Genomic DNA, 15693 nt, shown 5'->3' on the forward strand with positions numbered 1-15693 from the left:
AATGACTACAAACACTCCCCAATTCGATGCCGAAGCACTGTATCAGGTGCTTGAGGCGAAAGTTAAAGCGGCGCTGGCGCAGGTCGACAATGTTGCCATAGTCGGTATTTACTCAGGCGGCGCATGGATCGCCGAACGCCTGGTCGCGGCCTTGCAATTGAATCCGGGCGAACGCCTTGGCTTTATCGACGTATCGTTCTATCGCGATGACTTTTCCGAAAAAGGCTTGCGTAGCGATATCAAGCCGACCCAGCTCCCGTTCGATGTCAACGGCGCCACGATCCTGCTGGTGGACGATGTGCTGTACACCGGGCGCACCACGCGCGCCGCGATCAATGAATTGTTTGACTATGGCCGTCCTGCAAAAATCATGCTGGCGGCGCTGATCGACCGCGGTGAGCGAGACCTGCCGGTGGCAGCCGATTTTGTCGCCGACGCGGTCACTCTGCAACCGGGCCAATCCCTACAACTTCAACGCGCCGACGACGGCAGCTTTTCCCTGATGGTGCACTCTAATGCTTAATCCCCAACTGAATAAAAACGGCGAACTGCAACATTTGTTGACCATAGAAGGATTGCCGACTTCGGTAGTGACTCATATCCTGGATACAGCATCGTCATTTGTCGGCGTTAGCGACCGCGATGTAAAAAAAGTCCCGCTGATGCGCGGTAAAAGCGTATTCAACCTGTTTTTCGAAAATTCGACCCGCACCCGCACCACTTTCGAGATCGCCTCGAAACGCTTGTCGGCCGACGTCATCAACCTGAATATTTCCGCCTCCAGCGCCAGCAAGGGCGAGTCGCTGCTGGATACAATCGACAATCTGTCGGCGATGCATGCCGACATGTTCGTGGTGCGCCACGCCCAATCCGGCGCGCCGTACCTGATCGCCAAACACCTCACCGATACCAGACAGCACCACGTCCACGTGGTGAATGCAGGCGATGGCCGTCATGCGCATCCGACCCAGGGCTTGCTGGACATGTATACGATCCGGCATTACAAGAAGGATTTCAGCAATCTGACGGTAGCGATTGTCGGCGACATCCTGCACAGCCGGGTGGCGCGCTCGGACATCCACGGATTGACCACGTTGGGCGTGCCGGAAGTGCGCGCCATCGGACCGCGCACTTTGCTACCTAGCGGCCTGGAGCAAATGGGCGTACGTGTGTTCACCGATATGAACGAAGGTTTGAAGGGTGTCGACGTGATCATCATGTTGCGCTTGCAGAATGAGCGCATGAGCGGGGCGTTGCTGCCATCGGCGCAAGAATTTTTCAAGAGTTACGGTTTGACGCCGGAGCGCCTGGCGCTGGCCAAGCCAGATGCGATTGTGATGCATCCTGGCCCGATGAACCGTGGTGTGGAAATCGATTCCGCCGTTGCCGACGGTGCGCAGGCTGTGATTTTGCCGCAGGTGACATTTGGCATTGCGGTAAGGATGGCGGTGATGAGCATTCTGGCCGGAAATTGAGATAAGTACGTATACGCCACGTTGCGTCATTCCCGCGAACGCGGGAATCCATTTTACTCAAATCAATTATTTATCGAATCGCCATAACATTTACAGATGAAACTTCACATCAAAAACGGCCGTCTGATCGACCCCGCAAACAATATCGACGCGCAACAGGATTTGTTTATTGCCGCAGGCAAGATCGTTGGCGTTGGCACTGCCCCCGCCGATTTTTCCGCCAACAAAACGATTGATGCCAGCGGCCTGGTGGTGACGCCGGGCCTGGTCGACCTGAGTGCACGTCTGCGTGAACCCGGCTATGAATACAAGGCCACGCTGGAATCGGAAATGCAGGCCGCCATGCAAGGCGGCGTCACCAGCCTGGTATGCCCGCCGGACACCGATCCGGTGCTGGATGAGCCTGGTCTGGTGGAAATGCTGAAGCATCGCGCCAAGAGTTTGAACCAGGCGCACGTCTATCCGCTGGGGGCATTGACAGTCGGACTGAAGGGCAAGGAACTGACTGAAATGGCAGAGCTGACCGATGCCGGCTGTATCGGTTTCGCACAGGCCGAAGAGCCGATTCTGGACACCACCGTGTTGCTGCGCGCCTTGCAATACGCGCGAACCTTTGACTACACCGTCTGGCTGCGTCCGCAAGATCCATATCTGGGACTTGGCGGGATTGCGCATAGCGGCGCGGTTGCTTCGCGACTCGGGTTGTCGGGCGTACCGACCATGGCAGAAACGATTCGCCTGCAGACCATTTTTGAACTGGTGCGCGCGACCGGCGCCCGTGTGCATCTATGCCGGATTTCTTCGGCACCGGGTCTGGAGTTGATCAGGAACGCCAAGAAAGAGGGCCTGCCGATCAGCTGCGACGTCGGCGCCCATCACATCCACATGACGGATGTCGATATAGGTTTCTTCGATTCGAATGCAAGAATGACGCCGCCGTTCCGTTCGCAACGCGATCGCGATGCGATTCGGCAAGCGCTGCTGGATGGCACTGTCGATGCAATCTGTTCCGACCATACGCCGGTCGACGACGATGAAAAATTGCTGCCGTTCGGCGAAGCAACGCCCGGCGCCACCGGCCTCGAACTGCTGCTGTCGCTAGCCTTGAAATGGGCTGAGGAATGTGTGTCTCCGGCTGAGCAAGGACTCAGCCGGGCAGTGGCAAAGATCACCACTGATGCAGCACGTGTAGCTGGCTTGCCGGCCGGCCAGCTGAAAGTTGGCAGCATCGCCGATATCTGTATTTTCGATCCGGCCGTACGCTGGAAAGTGGAAGCCAAAGAGTTGGCTAGCCAAGGCAAGCACACGCCGTTTCTCGGGTATGAACTGAGCGGAAGGGTGAAGACCACGATTGTGGCCGGTCATATAGCATTCGAACGTGTATGAGCGGCTTGCGTTTGATACGGGTGCTGATGCATCTGGTTGCCGGTCTGTGGACTTGCGCGGTCGTGTTCCCGCTGATCGATACGGCGGGGCGGCAGTTGCGCATACGGCGTTGGTCGGTTGAGCTGCTGGCGATCTGCCGGGTCCAGGTCACGCTACGCAATCCGCAAAACAATACAGCAGCATCGCGCGCCCTGATCGTTGCCAATCACGTATCGTGGCTTGATATCTTTGTCATCAACTCGATCCAGACTTGCCAGTTCGTGGGTAAATCGGATATCCGCGACTGGCCCTTGCTCGGCTGGTTGTGTGAAAAAGGCGGCACGATTTTTATCGCGCGTGGCAAGCAGCGCGATGTACGGCGCATATTCCAGGGCCTGGTGACAAGTATTGAAGCTGGCGCCAGGGTCGCCTTCTTCCCCGAAGGAACCACGGCGGCGCAGGGTTCGATCCTGCCTTTCCACGCCAATCTGTTCGAGGCAGCGCTCGATGCGAAAGTACCGGTCCAGCCTTACGCCTTGCGTTATCTGGATCAGCACGGAGCGTTGCATCCGGCCGCGGACTTCATCGGTGACATGACATTTGCCCAAAGCATGCTGGCGATTTTGAAAGCGCCTCCCATGCGAGCCGAGCTGATTCAACTGGCGCCTATCGACACGACCGGATTGCACCGCCGCGACCTGGCAGTTATCGCGCGTGCCTCGATTGCAGAGGCGTTGGGCGTGGCGGAAAAAAAAGCGGTCGAGACCTGACGTTTTATCCCGGTCGCTGCGCCTGCGGACAGCTGACCTGAAGCAGCATGCGATCGGCCAGCCGAACCGCGGTCAGTTTGCCGCCCCATACGCAGCCGGTATCCAGTCCGATCAGATTCGGCCTGAGCACCAGCCCCAGCGTCGACCAATGCCCGCACACCACTGTGACATCCTGGGTCTGCCGTTGCGGCACGTCGAACCACGGCAGATAGCCGGGCATGGATGTCCCGGTGCTGCCCTTGGCAGTCAATTCCATGGTGCCATCTTCAGTGCAAAAACGCAGGCGGGTCAAGGCGTTGACGATACAGCGCAAGCGCGCGTTGCCTTGCAGCGCTTCGTCCCAGCGAGCTGGCTGGTCGCCATACATCTCACGCAAGAACTCTACCCAATGCGGACCGCGCAGCACGCTTTCAACTTCTTGCGCCAACGACACCGTTTTAGCCGCAGACCACTGGGGCAGTGTGCCGGCGTGTACAAATAAATGGCCATCTTCCAGCAACGCCAGCGGGCACTGCCTTAACCAGTCGAGCAACTCTTCGCGATCGGGGGCGTTGAGAATGTCATCCAAAGTGTCGCTGCGATGGAGTTTGCGGATGCCATGTGCTGCGGCCAGCAAATGTAGATCGTGATTGCCGAGCAGGGCTTGTGCGCGATCGCCGAGTGAGCGGATCAACCTGAGCGTTGCCAGTGACTGCGGGCCGCGATTGACCAGGTCGCCGACGAAGATCAGACGGGCGCCGGGGCTGGTCGCATCGATGCGTTTTAGCAGATCCAGCAGGCTTTGGTGGCAGCCTTGCAAGTCGCCGATGGCAAATAAGGTGGAGCTGATGGATGTCATATTTTGTAGCAATTGCAACAATTGAGGTTCGTTATTGTAGATCGGGAGTATGGTTCTTGAGTCGCTCGCGAGGTTTTGTAATTTAGGCAAGTACACAAATTAATATCAGACTTGAGGACGCAGGCTGCGGCACTTCCTTTATTTAGATTTGTCAGAAGCTACTCAGGCGGCAATTATTGTCAGGTTGTTGTTTTGCAACAAAATGTTACATAGCTTACCAATATGTGCCTGGTTAAAGATGACTAAATGTTATTTAGGTAACTTATATTGGCCGCCAATAGTGGATAATCCAAGGTTACGCGCGAATTTGGTGACTTCGAAAAAATGCGCAACGTTTAGTGCGAGTGGTGCGTAACCTTCGAAAACCTATTTTTAGGATATAGACATGATTTTTATTACTGGCGGAGCTGGTTTTATTGGTTCCAATTTCGTACTCGACTGGTTGTCGCAAAATGACGAACCGGTGATTAATTTCGATAAGCTGACTTACGCTGGGAACATGAATAATCTGGCGAGCGTTCGCCAGGATCCGCGTCATATCTTTGTGCAGGGCGATATCGGCGACACCGCACAAGTTACCGCTCTCCTGATGCAATACAAGCCGCGTGCGATTATCCATTTTGCTGCAGAAAGCCATGTCGATCGCTCCATACATGGGCCAGCGGCTTTTGTGGAAACCAATGTCAACGGCACTTTCGGGCTGTTGGAAGCTACCCGCTCCTACTGGAGTGCCCTGCCAGACGCGGAAAAAGCAGCCTTCCGTTTTCTGCACGTATCAACCGACGAAGTCTACGGCACGCTGGGCCCCGCTGACGCACCGTTCACCGAAAGCACGCAGTACGCACCTAACAGTCCGTATTCGGCATCGAAAGCAGCCTCGGATCACCTGGTTCGCTCCTACCATCATACTTACGGTCTGCCGACGCTGACCACCAATTGCTCCAATAACTACGGTTCGTACCACTTCCCGGAAAAACTGATCCCCCTGATCATCACCAATGCTCGCGCAGGCAAGCCGTTGCCGATATACGGCGACGGACAGCAAGTGCGCGATTGGCTCTACGTGAGTGATCATTGCACCGCGATTCGTCGCGTGCTGGAAGCCGGCAAGCCTGGTGAGGTCTATAACGTTGGCGGCTGGAATGAGAAGGCCAATCTGGATGTGGTGCATACCTTGTGCGACATTCTCGATGAACTGGATCCAAAATCGGCCGGCAGCTATCGCGATCAAATTACCTACGTCACCGATCGCCCCGGCCATGACCGCCGCTACGCCATTGATGCTCGCAAGATCGAACGTGAGTTGGGCTGGAAACCGGTAGAAACTTTCGATACCGGCATTCGCAAGACAGTACAGTGGTATCTGGCCAATCAGGACTGGGTAAAGAATGTCCAGTCCGGCGATTATTTGAAATGGGTAGAGAAAAACTACGAGCAACGCCAAAATTCGGTGGAGGTCAAGTAATGACAGCGCCTACATTGCAAAGCCGCAAGGGAATTATCCTGGCGGGTGGATCCGGTACCCGGCTGTACCCCGTCACCATGGCGGTTTCAAAACAACTGCTGCCAGTGTACGACAAGCCGATGATCTACTATCCGCTGACCACACTGATGTTGGCCGGCATACGGGAAATCCTGATCATTTCGACGCCGCAGGACACTCCGCGCTTCAAAGAATTGCTGGGCGACGGGCGGCAATGGGGGATAGAGCTAAGTTACGCCGTTCAGCCAACCCCGGATGGCCTGGCCCAGGCGTTCATTATCGGCCGCGAATTCGTCGGTGACTCACCCTCTGCCTTGATTTTGGGCGACAACATCTATTATGGCCACGATTTCGAGAGCCAGTTACGTGCCGCGTCTGCGCGCACTGAAGGCTCCACCGTATTTGCCTATCACGTCCACGATCCGGAACGCTATGGCGTGGTCGAGTTTGACGACCAGAGGCGAGCGGTAAGTATTGAAGAAAAGCCGGCGCAGCCGAAATCCCACTACGCGGTAACCGGACTTTATTTCTATGACGGTGACGTATGCGACATCGCGGCCGGCATCAAGCCATCACCGCGAGGCGAGCTCGAGATTACCGATGTCAATCGCGTCTACCTGGAACAGCATCGCTTGAATGTCGAGTTGATGGGACGAGGCATGGCTTGGCTGGATACCGGCACGCACGAATCATTACTGGAAGCGGGGCAGTTCATTGCCACCATTGAGAATCGTCAAGGCCTGAAAGTGGCCTGTCCAGAAGAGATTGCCTACCGTAAGGGATACATCGATGCTGCGCAACTGGAGCAATTGGCGCAATCGCTGAAGAAGAATGGATATGGCCAATATTTGTTGGGCTTACTGAAAGATAAGGTGTATTAACCATGCAAGTACAAACCACGAATATTCCAGAAGTATTGATTTTCGAACCGAAGGTTTTCGGTGACGATCGGGGTTTCTTCTATGAGAGTTTCAATGAGCGCCGTTTCAATGAATTGACGGGTATCAGCACTAATTTTGTCCAGGACAATCATTCCAAATCCGCCAAAAACGTTTTGCGCGGATTGCACTATCAAATTCGTCAGCCGCAAGGCAAGCTGGTGCGTGTGGTAGCGGGAGAAGTGTTCGATGTCGCTGTCGACGTGCGTAAAAGTTCACCTACTTTCGGCCATTGGGTCGGTGTAACGCTATCGGCCGAAAATAAGCGGCAGTTATGGATCCCAGAGGGCTTCGCCCACGGCTTTGTTGTTACTAGCGAGTCCGCGGAATTTCTCTACAAGACTACGGATTATTGGGCACCGGAATTTGAGCGCAGCATCCTCTGGAATGATCCCGCCATTGCCATCGACTGGCCGATTCAAGGCACGCCTTTGCTTTCGGGAAAAGATCAAATCGGCAAGCTATTGGCTGATGCGGAGGTATTCGCGTGAAGATACTCCTTACGGGAAAAACCGGCCAGGTAGGTTTTGAACTGGAACGAAGTCTGCAAGGTCTGGGTGAAATTATTGCCCTTGACCGCAGCCAGATGGATCTCGCCAACCTGGATCAGGTGCGCGATGTGATTCGGCAGATCAAGCCCACGTTAATCGTCAATCCGGCGGCCTATACCGCCGTCGATAAAGCTGAAAGCGAACCTGACCTGGCGATGCGGATTAACGCAGAGGCGCCGGCAGTCATGGCAGAAGAAGCCAGGAAACTCGGCGCAGCGATGATCCACTATTCAACGGATTATGTATTCGACGGCACCAAGACTACGCCGTACACCGAAGAGGATGCCACGTGTCCGATTAATGTGTATGGAGAAACCAAATTGGCCGGCGAACAGGCAATCCAGGCAGCAGGTATTCCGCATCTGATACTTCGTACCAGTTGGGTCTACGGGATGCGTGGCAAGAATTTTTTGTTGACCGTACTACGCTTGGCGCAAGAGCGCGAAGAGTTGCGTATCGTCGCCGATCAGCACGGTTCGCCGACATGGTCACGTACCATCGCTGATACTACGGCTCATATCGTTGCTCAGCTCAGGAGTGAAGGCGCGCACAAACTTCCCGATACGTTGGAAAGCAGGTCCGGTTTGTATCACCTCACTGCCCAAGGTCAAACCACGTGGCACGGGTTTACTAAAACCGTTCTTGATCACCCATCGGTCACCAAAAAACCATTAGTTATCCCAATAACAACGCAAGACTATCCATTGCCGGCGAAACGTCCTGGTAATTCTGTACTGAATTGCCAAAGCCTGATTAGCGCATTTTGTGACTTGCCGGCTTGGGACCACGCGCTCAAATTGTGTCAGGAATAATTTCCGCTCAAGTCGGAGTCCAAATTATTTTGCGCGACGTTATTTGTGAGTTACCCAAGAACGAAGGGTAACTATCTGGCTCAAGGGGAAGTGAGTAAAAATCAATGGATTGATTTTTACTCACTTCCCGAAGAGTCAAATCTTCACAAAAACATATTATTCTTGCCACTTTACAGGTTTACTAATGTCTCTTAAGAGAAATACCCTATGGAATTTGTTTGGCACGGGGGCGCCACTTTTAGTTGGTGTTTTTTCGATTCCATTTTTAATGAAAAATTTAGGGATTGAGTCCTTCGGCATATTAACGTTGATATGGGCATTGATCGGTTATTTCAGTCTGTTCGATTTTGGCCTGGGCCGGGCACTAACCCAAAAGGTAGCTTCACAGCGAGCATTGGGGGCCATCGATAAACTTCCCCAGTTGATTAAAGCTGGACTGGTCTTTACTGCAATTGCAGGGATCGTCGGGGGACTCATCTTGGCAGTGCTTGCAGCGCCCCTCGGTAATTCCTGGCTGAATGTGAGCGTGGGATTGCAAAAGAGCGCTGTATATTCATTAGCGATTGCAGCTATTGGGATACCTCTGACTACTATTACAACCGGTCTGCGAGGTGTATTAGAAGGGTTTGAAGATTTCAAGCAAATAAATCTCCTGAAAATTCTATTGGGGATTGCGAATTTCGGGTTGCCTGTCGTTAGCATAGTGCTATTCGGACCGATACTTGAACTCGCCGTCGCAAGTTTGGTAATTGCTCGTTTGTTGAATATGTTGTTACATATCTATCCAATCAATGCCAAATTGGGTTGGACATGGGCAAAAGCGAAACTGGATTATTCTCATGTGCGGGAATTGTGGCAATTCGGTGTGTGGATGACAATGTCGAATGTAATTAGCCCGCTGATGGTTACTGCGGATCGCTTCCTGATTTCTGCAGTTATTGGAGCAGCTTCAGTTGCATATTACACAGTACCATTTGATTCTCTGATAAGAATACTTATTATCCCGGGTGCATTAACAGCCGCTCTCTTCCCGAGGTTAGCTTCATTAATTACGACAGATTTACCAGCAGCAAAAAAATTATATTCAAAATCAGTTTTGATCGTGGCAAAAGTCATGACACCGGTTTGCCTGACCATTATTTTAGGGTCATATTTTGGTCTGTCCCTATGGCTTGGAGTTGATTTTGCTAAAAAATCCTGGTTATTGACCTCCATTTTGGCTTTCGGGATTTTATTTAACGGCATTGCCCAAATACCATTCGCTGTAATTCAAGCTTCTGGCAATGTGAGGGTAACTGCACTGGTGCATTTGTTTGAATTAATTACATACGTTCCTCTTCTACTCATCGCGTTGAAATTTTTTGGCTTGCAAGGCGCCGCAGGTGTGTGGGTGCTGCGGGTCGCAATGGATTGGTTAATTTTGCAGGGTATTGCGAAAAATATTTTGAAAAGATAAAGATGACTCGAGATATAGCAATTGGGTTTGTAATATATAACCCGGAAGATGGTTTTTTAGACAGAGTTAAAATGGCAATTGAATGTGATTATCAGATTTATATATTTGATAATTCACCTGAAAAAGAAAGTATCAGAAAATTTTCCGAAAATAGAAATGGAATAAAATATTTCACTACCGGGAAGAACCTTGGCCTTGGGTTAGGTATTTCTTCTGTTTGTGCTCAGGCATTTTATGAAAACAAATCGGCTCTGCTTTTTTTCGACCAAGATACAATATTTAATAAAGATACCTTAGATTGTATCGAGAAATATCATTTTCAGCGTCCTGAATTGGCGGCAACACATAGCGCGATTGTTTTCAACGCCAAACGAATTGAAGAACTGGACAGCGGCAATTGTTTTAAGGATGTACCCCTGGCGATCAATAGCGGCAGTTTGTTTTATCTGAAAAATCTGAAAAAAATAAATTGGCATAGCGAAAAATATTTTGTCGACTGTGTTGACTATGAGTTTTGCTTTAGATCGAAGATGAATGGTCTGAAGATCGGCGAATATTCTTGTACTCCAGGTTTCGATCACGTAACTGAGCAAGCAGATAAAAAATATAAAATTTTTGGTAAACACTATTTGATGAGAGCTTATCCGTCATCGCGGATAATTGATGTATCAAAATCGAGTATCAAGTTGATATTTACTGCAATGACTTCAGGTCAATTGGCGTTTTCCCTGAATATAACAAAGCTTTTTTTGATTTATATTGCAAGTCAAATAGTTGCTAGATTTTTTAATGCAGTAGGTGAGGAAAAGGTTTGATAATGAATGTTTCTAATGACACAAAATATGCTGCATTTACAGTTTGTAATTTGGCATATTTGCCCAAGGCATTGGTTTTGGCCGAGTCGGTGTTGAAATATGAACAGAAGAAAATCAAAATATATTTGATCGACCGAAAATGCGATGTGGTATTGCCAGATTCATTAGCTGATTTTATTTGGATTGAAGATGCCGGGGTACCGGATCTTTATAACCTTGCATTTAAATACGATATTACAGAGTTCAGTACATCTGTGAAGCCGTTCCTTGCATTGAAGTTATTGGAGAAATTCGATAATGTCATTTTTCTGGACCCGGATACATGCATCTATCATTCTCTTGATCCGATTTTGGCCGATCTCGAGGCGCATCCGATTGTACTGACTCCACACTATACTCAGCCTCAAGATAATGCATGGCCTAATAGTGATGTCGGCATGCTGTGTTTCGGATCTTTTAATCTTGGTTTTTTTGCAATTAATAAATCTGACGAAGGAGTAAGTTTTCTGAAATGGTGGAGTGATCGCTGTTTCCGGTTTTGTTATTTTGAAACTCAGTTTGGTTTATCTACAGATCAAAAATGGGTGAGTATCGCACCTTGTTTCTTTGAGAACCTGTATGTATCCTTTAATTTGGGATATAACGCCGCGTTCTGGAATGTCCAGGAAAGATATATTTCTAAAGACGATAATGGTTGCTATATAGTTAATGATAAATATCCGCTGATATTTTTCCACTTTAGTTCGTTCGATGAAAAAAATCCTGATCTCTTAAGTAAGAAATCCTTCTTTCATAAAGGTGAGAATAGCGGCGATTTGCTGGAATTGAGCGTATCTTATAAAGCCGCATTGCAGAAACATACTACAGCGGCCTCAAAGCGGAAGTACGGATTTGATTATATGTCAAATGGCGATTACATCTCGCCGACTCTGCGGCGGGCGTATGCATGTGTTGCCAGCGAGTTGGAGCCTGGTTGCGATCCTTTTAATTCTGACGGTCCGGTAGGAAAATTTGCAAAGAAAAATTTCCTTCTTGAAAAAAAATCCACCCAATTTGTTGCCAACAGCTATAACGATATCGGAAAACACAAAAATAAATTTGCCGTCGTAAATTTCTTTATGCGTTTGATTTTACGAATTCTTGGGCCAAATCGTTTCGCGAATTTCGCCAGATTATTAGTGCATCTTTCGAGCTATAGACAGAATCGGGATATGTGGAAAATTTGAGTTTGATCAGATTTTTCAAGAAATATAATTGCGTTGGCTTCGGCTTGATTTGAAAATTGGAAGTCAAATCATTATTTCTATAAATTTATGCAAATATACGACACCGGAGCAAGAGATTGAACGTTGATAAAAATGTGAAAGATAGCTGCCGGCTATAAAAAAAAATATGCAGATAAATGGCGGCATGAGAAATATGGATTTTATGAAAGTGTATTATGGCTGAAAACATTGATAAGTTACTTGCGATTTTTTTTAGTATTCTTATTTTTGCACAAGCTTATTGCATTCGAAGTGCTGTTGGCACATGGATTTTCCCGGCTTGTTTATTTTCTATAGCATGGTTTGCATTTACTTTTTTTCCTTTGGTCGTATTATTTAATGTCCCTGTTGAACCATTATCCGTTTTATTTATAGCACTTTGCGTTTTTTCTTTTTCTTTAAGTGCATTGCCGTTCAATTGGACAAAGGCATTTGAAAATAACAAGAAAAAAGATGATGATGATTCGGCTAAATTCAATAGTGGCTTCATGCGCAAGCTATTTTATTTTTCAAGTATTTCTGCAGTTGTTTTTACAATAATTAGCGTGATTTCCAATGGTTTCGATTTGTATTCGATGATATTCGATATTTTGGACACCAGCGGTAAATATGCAGCTATGCGAGGACAAGGTGAGTTAGATTACGGAAGTTGGGGGCGCTTAAGTATTATTTTCACTTATGCTACTGCTGTGTTGGGTGGGCTCGTATACTACGGCGAGAAAAAGAGAATCCAGAAATTTATATTTATCTTCATGGCGTTCGCTCCTTCGTTATTTGTAATGTTAACTCAGTCTGCAAAACTTATATTATTTCTTTCGATTGCTTTTTTCTATGGTTCTATCTTTGTTAGAAAAATATATTCGAATCAGCTGACATTGGTAAATAGCGCTTTTTTTGCCCGCTTGATTGGATATGGCTTGCTTCTGTTCCCTCTTGTAGCCGTATCATTTTTATCAAGAGGGATGTCAGATAACGACGATGCTACAGGGATTTTTCATAAAGTGTCCAATTCCTTTTTTTCTTATGTGTTTGGACATTTATATGCATTTTCAGATTGGTTTTCTCACTATTTGGGTGGAAGAACGGAACTGAATTACAGTGATAGTTTTTTTTCGTACGGAAACTATACATTCCAGTCAGTATTTGATTTCTTTGGAAGTAAAAAAATATTTCCTGCAGGGGTTTATGAGGAATATTTTTCATACCAGGAAATGTTTACTACTAATATTTATACAATATTTCGCGGACTTATATATGACTTTGGTAGCGTTGGAACATTGCTTTTTATGTTCTTGCTTGGATTGGTAATTCATGCTTTTTTTTACAGACTACTGAATTCAAGAAACTCTTGGATCTCATGCGTAGTATTTATAATTTCTATAGTTTGTTTTCAGGCATCATTTATCATTAGTTTGTTTATGGCGCGATATATGTATTTGCTCATTGTTGTTTTATTTTTGTTTCTTGTTGCCAATGATTTGATTTGGAAAAAATATAAAGTTAAGAGATGATTTTCATGTTGGATGATTTTGTAATTTTAATTCATTGCCTGGAATTTAATTTTTAATAAAAAATTAAAATTTGTTATCTGAATGAAATAGTTTTAATTGAAGCATTCGCTGTCGTTATTTCAAGAGTTCGTGTGATTGTTCGATACAATCAGATGATGAATCTCTGGATTGACCTAGGAGGAAAAGTTTTTATGTTTTATAATTATTCAGATAATTATATATATTTCTTTTCCTGTAAATTAATTCATTATCAATCGTAGATTAAAAATGTTTAAAAATAAATTGTTATTAATTACCGGTGGTACCGGGTCTTTCGGTAATGCTGTCTTAAAACGGTTTTTAGACACGGACATTGGTGAAATACGCATATTCAGCCGCGATGAAAAAAAGCAGGATGATATGCGGAAGAAATACAACAACCCTAAATTGAAGTTTTATATTGGGGATGTACGTGACTATTCGAGCATCTTAAACGCGACGCGGGGTGTGGATTACATTTTCCATGCGGCGGCTTTAAAGCAGGTGCCTTCCTGTGAGTTCCATCCGATGGAAGCGGTAAAGACCAACATTATCGGTACCGATAATTTGCTCGAGGCAGCAATTCAAAACGGTGTTCGGCGTGTGGTTTGCTTGAGCACGGACAAGGCGGCTTATCCTATCAACGCCATGGGCATTTCCAAAGCCATGATGGAAAAAGTCATGGTTGCAAAGTCACGCAATGTGGATGATGCCAAGACCGTCATTTGTGGCACGCGTTACGGTAACGTGATGGCGTCACGCGGCTCTGTGATCCCGTTATTCGTGGATCAGGTGCGGGCAGGGCAGCCGATTACCATCACAGATCCGGCGATGACGCGTTTTATGATGACGCTTGAAGATGCCGTCGATTTGGTGTTGTACGCTTTCGAGCATGGCGCCAACGGGGATATTTTCGTGCAGAAGGCGCCTGCAGCGACGGTTGACACCCTGGTGCACGCCTTGTTATCAATTATGCAGAGGCCTGCCCATCAGGTAAATGTCATTGGGACGCGCCATGGCGAAAAACTATATGAGACTTTGTTGAGCCGAGAGGAAATGGCTGCAGCGGAAGACCGAGGTAACTATTTCCGAGTGCCCCCCGATTTGCGTGACCTGAATTACGGCAAATTCGTGGAGCAAGGAGAGCAAAAGATCTCAAATTGCGATGACTATAATTCACATAACACAGACCGTCTGGACGTTGAGGGCATGAAAGCGTTACTTATGAAATTAGACTTTATCCGTTCCATAGTGCGTGGTGAGAGCGCTGTCGCTGAGGGATGATGAGATGAAAGTGTTAGTGACAGGGGCTAATGGCTTCATTGGTAAAAATTTGCTGATTCATTTACGTGAACGAAAGGATATTGAAATCCTCACGTTTTTGAAGGCTGATGATCTTCAGGCACTGGCGGAGAAAGTGGCTGCGGTAGATTTTATCTTTCACTTGGCCGGGATTAATCGTCCGCAAACTGAAGAAGAGTTCATCGAGGGCAATGTTGATTTGACCAGAGCTTTGTGTGATGCGGTTCAGGCCACTGGTCGGTCAGTGCCCATTGTTTATACATCCTCCATCCAGGCCGAGCGCGGCAATGCTTACGGCATCAGCAAGCGTATGGCTGAGGATGCTCTGCGCGCACTTGGCGCTGCTACCGGTGCGCCTACCTATATCTATCGCTTGCCTAACGTATTTGGTAAGTGGTGCCGTCCTAATTACAATTCTGCGGTGGCGACCTTCTGCCACAATATCGTGCACGACTTACCCATCCAGATCAATGACCCCGAGGCTGAGATCCAGTTGGTCTATGTGGATGATGTTATCGCTGATTTTTTGCGTGTAATGGATAGCCGGCCGGCAAGCGAAGAGTGCGAAGACGTACAACCGGTCTATAGCATAACCGTTGGAGATTTGGCGGAGCAGTTGCGTGTATTCAAGGAAAACAGGAAATCGCTTGTGATTGAGTCGGTTGGCGCGGGCTTGACGCGCGCGCTGTATTCGACTTTCATCACCTATTTCACCCCGGAGCAGTTTTCTTATCCTTTGATCAAACATGAAGATCCGCGCGGTGTCTTTGTCGAGATGCTGAAAACACGTGACTCTGGCCAGTTCTCATATTTTACCGCGCACCCGGGTATCACCAGAGGCGGGCACTATCATCATACGAAGACTGAGAAATTCTTGGTCATAAAGGGCGAGGCGTGTTTTCGCTTCCGTCATATCGACACCGGCGCGAGCCATGAGCTTCGTACCAGCGCCAGCTCACCCGAGGTGGTGGAGACCATTCCGGGATGGTCACACGACATCACAAATATCGGTGAGGAAGAAATGATTGTCATGTTATGGGCGAACGAGATATTCGACCGTCAACATCCAGATACGATTACGTACAAGGTTTAAC

At 48.1% G+C, this 15693-nt stretch carries 15 protein-coding genes; 14 read left to right on the forward strand and 1 reads right to left on the reverse strand.

Going from position 1 to position 15693, the window contains the following annotated elements:
- The first annotated feature begins 1 nt into the window (after window position 1).
- The 4 genes from pyrR (at window position 2) to BM205_RS11220 (ending at window position 3610) form a co-directional block, all read left to right on the forward strand.
- Window positions 2–523 carry a bifunctional pyr operon transcriptional regulator/uracil phosphoribosyltransferase PyrR gene (gene pyrR, locus BM205_RS11205; RefSeq protein WP_092414588.1) on the forward strand — a complete coding sequence of 174 codons (522 nt, stop codon included), beginning with the start codon at window positions 2–4 and terminating at the stop codon, window positions 521–523.
- Window positions 516–1475 carry an aspartate carbamoyltransferase catalytic subunit gene (locus BM205_RS11210; protein ID WP_014004791.1) on the forward strand — a complete coding sequence of 320 codons (960 nt, stop codon included), beginning with the start codon at window positions 516–518 and terminating at the stop codon, window positions 1473–1475. Before pyrR ends, BM205_RS11210 begins: the two co-directional genes overlap by 8 nt.
- Before the next feature lie 96 nt (window positions 1476–1571).
- Window positions 1572–2861: a dihydroorotase gene (locus tag BM205_RS11215; RefSeq protein WP_092414589.1), complete on the forward strand. Its 1290-nt coding sequence runs from the start codon at window positions 1572–1574 to the stop codon at window positions 2859–2861.
- Window positions 2858–3610: a lysophospholipid acyltransferase family protein gene (locus BM205_RS11220; RefSeq protein ID WP_092414590.1), complete on the forward strand. Its 753-nt coding sequence runs from the start codon at window positions 2858–2860 to the stop codon at window positions 3608–3610. The genes BM205_RS11215 and BM205_RS11220 overlap by 4 nt, the downstream gene beginning before the upstream one ends.
- 4 nt (window positions 3611–3614) lie before the next feature.
- Here the strand turns inward: BM205_RS11220 and BM205_RS11225 are convergent, their stop codons facing one another.
- On the reverse strand, window positions 3615–4448 hold the full coding sequence (locus BM205_RS11225; protein WP_092414591.1) for a symmetrical bis(5'-nucleosyl)-tetraphosphatase: 834 nt from the start codon (window positions 4446–4448) through the stop codon (window positions 3615–3617).
- A gap of 385 nt (window positions 4449–4833) precedes the next feature.
- On the opposite strand from BM205_RS11225, the gene rfbB reads away from it, so the two are divergent.
- The 10 genes from rfbB (at window position 4834) to BM205_RS11275 (ending at window position 15692) form a co-directional block, all read left to right on the forward strand.
- A complete protein-coding gene (gene rfbB / locus BM205_RS11230; protein ID WP_092414592.1) occupies window positions 4834–5913 on the forward strand; it encodes a dTDP-glucose 4,6-dehydratase in 1080 nt (359 codons plus the stop codon).
- Window positions 5913–6812 carry a glucose-1-phosphate thymidylyltransferase RfbA gene (gene rfbA / locus BM205_RS11235; protein WP_092414593.1) on the forward strand — a complete coding sequence of 300 codons (900 nt, stop codon included), beginning with the start codon at window positions 5913–5915 and terminating at the stop codon, window positions 6810–6812. The genes rfbB and rfbA overlap by 1 nt, the downstream gene beginning before the upstream one ends.
- A 2-nt stretch (window positions 6813–6814) precedes the next feature.
- Window positions 6815–7360 carry a dTDP-4-dehydrorhamnose 3,5-epimerase gene (gene rfbC, locus BM205_RS11240; RefSeq protein ID WP_092414594.1) on the forward strand — a complete coding sequence of 182 codons (546 nt, stop codon included), beginning with the start codon at window positions 6815–6817 and terminating at the stop codon, window positions 7358–7360.
- Complete coding sequence (gene rfbD, locus BM205_RS11245; RefSeq protein ID WP_092414595.1) at window positions 7357–8232, forward strand: dTDP-4-dehydrorhamnose reductase; 876 nt, start codon at window positions 7357–7359, stop codon at window positions 8230–8232. Before rfbC ends, rfbD begins: the two co-directional genes overlap by 4 nt.
- A 184-nt stretch (window positions 8233–8416) precedes the next feature.
- Window positions 8417–9688 (forward strand): flippase, encoded by a 1272-nt coding sequence (locus BM205_RS11250; RefSeq protein WP_092414596.1) that lies wholly within the window; start codon window positions 8417–8419, stop codon window positions 9686–9688.
- 2 nt (window positions 9689–9690) lie between these two features.
- On the forward strand, window positions 9691–10503 hold the full coding sequence (locus BM205_RS11255; RefSeq protein ID WP_092414597.1) for a glycosyltransferase family protein: 813 nt from the start codon (window positions 9691–9693) through the stop codon (window positions 10501–10503).
- A 2-nt stretch (window positions 10504–10505) separates the two neighbouring features.
- Window positions 10506–11729 (forward strand): glycosyltransferase, encoded by a 1224-nt coding sequence (locus BM205_RS11260; RefSeq protein ID WP_217646038.1) that lies wholly within the window; start codon window positions 10506–10508, stop codon window positions 11727–11729.
- A gap of 215 nt (window positions 11730–11944) precedes the next feature.
- A complete protein-coding gene (locus BM205_RS11265; RefSeq protein WP_092414598.1) occupies window positions 11945–13279 on the forward strand; it encodes an O-antigen polymerase in 1335 nt (444 codons plus the stop codon).
- A gap of 267 nt (window positions 13280–13546) precedes the next feature.
- Window positions 13547–14581: a polysaccharide biosynthesis protein gene (locus BM205_RS11270; protein WP_092414599.1), complete on the forward strand. Its 1035-nt coding sequence runs from the start codon at window positions 13547–13549 to the stop codon at window positions 14579–14581.
- A 4-nt stretch (window positions 14582–14585) separates the two neighbouring features.
- Window positions 14586–15692, forward strand: a complete 1107-nt coding sequence (locus BM205_RS11275; RefSeq protein WP_092414697.1) for a UDP-2-acetamido-2,6-beta-L-arabino-hexul-4-ose reductase — start codon at window positions 14586–14588, stop codon at window positions 15690–15692.
- Window position 15693: the final 1 nt, after the last annotated feature.

Source organism: Collimonas sp. OK307 (genome assembly GCF_900113705.1).
GTDB lineage: Bacteria > Pseudomonadota > Gammaproteobacteria > Burkholderiales > Burkholderiaceae_D > Collimonas.

What these genes read in the sequence shown, in the direction of transcription:
- pyrR (WP_092414588.1), top strand. Translation starts at nt 2, where the DNA reads ATGACTACAAACACTCCCCAATTCGATGCCGAAGCACTGTATCAGGTG.
- BM205_RS11210 (WP_014004791.1), top strand. Translation starts at nt 516, where the DNA reads ATGCTTAATCCCCAACTGAATAAAAACGGCGAACTGCAACATTTGTTG.
- BM205_RS11215 (WP_092414589.1), top strand. Translation starts at nt 1,572, where the DNA reads ATGAAACTTCACATCAAAAACGGCCGTCTGATCGACCCCGCAAACAAT.
- BM205_RS11220 (WP_092414590.1), top strand. Translation starts at nt 2,858, where the DNA reads ATGAGCGGCTTGCGTTTGATACGGGTGCTGATGCATCTGGTTGCCGGT.
- BM205_RS11225 (WP_092414591.1), bottom strand. Translation starts at nt 4,448, where the DNA reads ATGACATCCATCAGCTCCACCTTATTTGCCATCGGCGACTTGCAAGGC.
- rfbB (WP_092414592.1), top strand. Translation starts at nt 4,834, where the DNA reads ATGATTTTTATTACTGGCGGAGCTGGTTTTATTGGTTCCAATTTCGTA.
- rfbA (WP_092414593.1), top strand. Translation starts at nt 5,913, where the DNA reads ATGACAGCGCCTACATTGCAAAGCCGCAAGGGAATTATCCTGGCGGGT.
- rfbC (WP_092414594.1), top strand. Translation starts at nt 6,815, where the DNA reads ATGCAAGTACAAACCACGAATATTCCAGAAGTATTGATTTTCGAACCG.
- BM205_RS11250 (WP_092414596.1), top strand. Translation starts at nt 8,417, where the DNA reads ATGTCTCTTAAGAGAAATACCCTATGGAATTTGTTTGGCACGGGGGCG.
- BM205_RS11255 (WP_092414597.1), top strand. Translation starts at nt 9,691, where the DNA reads ATGACTCGAGATATAGCAATTGGGTTTGTAATATATAACCCGGAAGAT.
- BM205_RS11260 (WP_217646038.1), top strand. Translation starts at nt 10,506, where the DNA reads ATGAATGTTTCTAATGACACAAAATATGCTGCATTTACAGTTTGTAAT.
- BM205_RS11265 (WP_092414598.1), top strand. Translation starts at nt 11,945, where the DNA reads ATGGCTGAAAACATTGATAAGTTACTTGCGATTTTTTTTAGTATTCTT.
- BM205_RS11270 (WP_092414599.1), top strand. Translation starts at nt 13,547, where the DNA reads ATGTTTAAAAATAAATTGTTATTAATTACCGGTGGTACCGGGTCTTTC.
- BM205_RS11275 (WP_092414697.1), top strand. Translation starts at nt 14,586, where the DNA reads ATGAAAGTGTTAGTGACAGGGGCTAATGGCTTCATTGGTAAAAATTTG.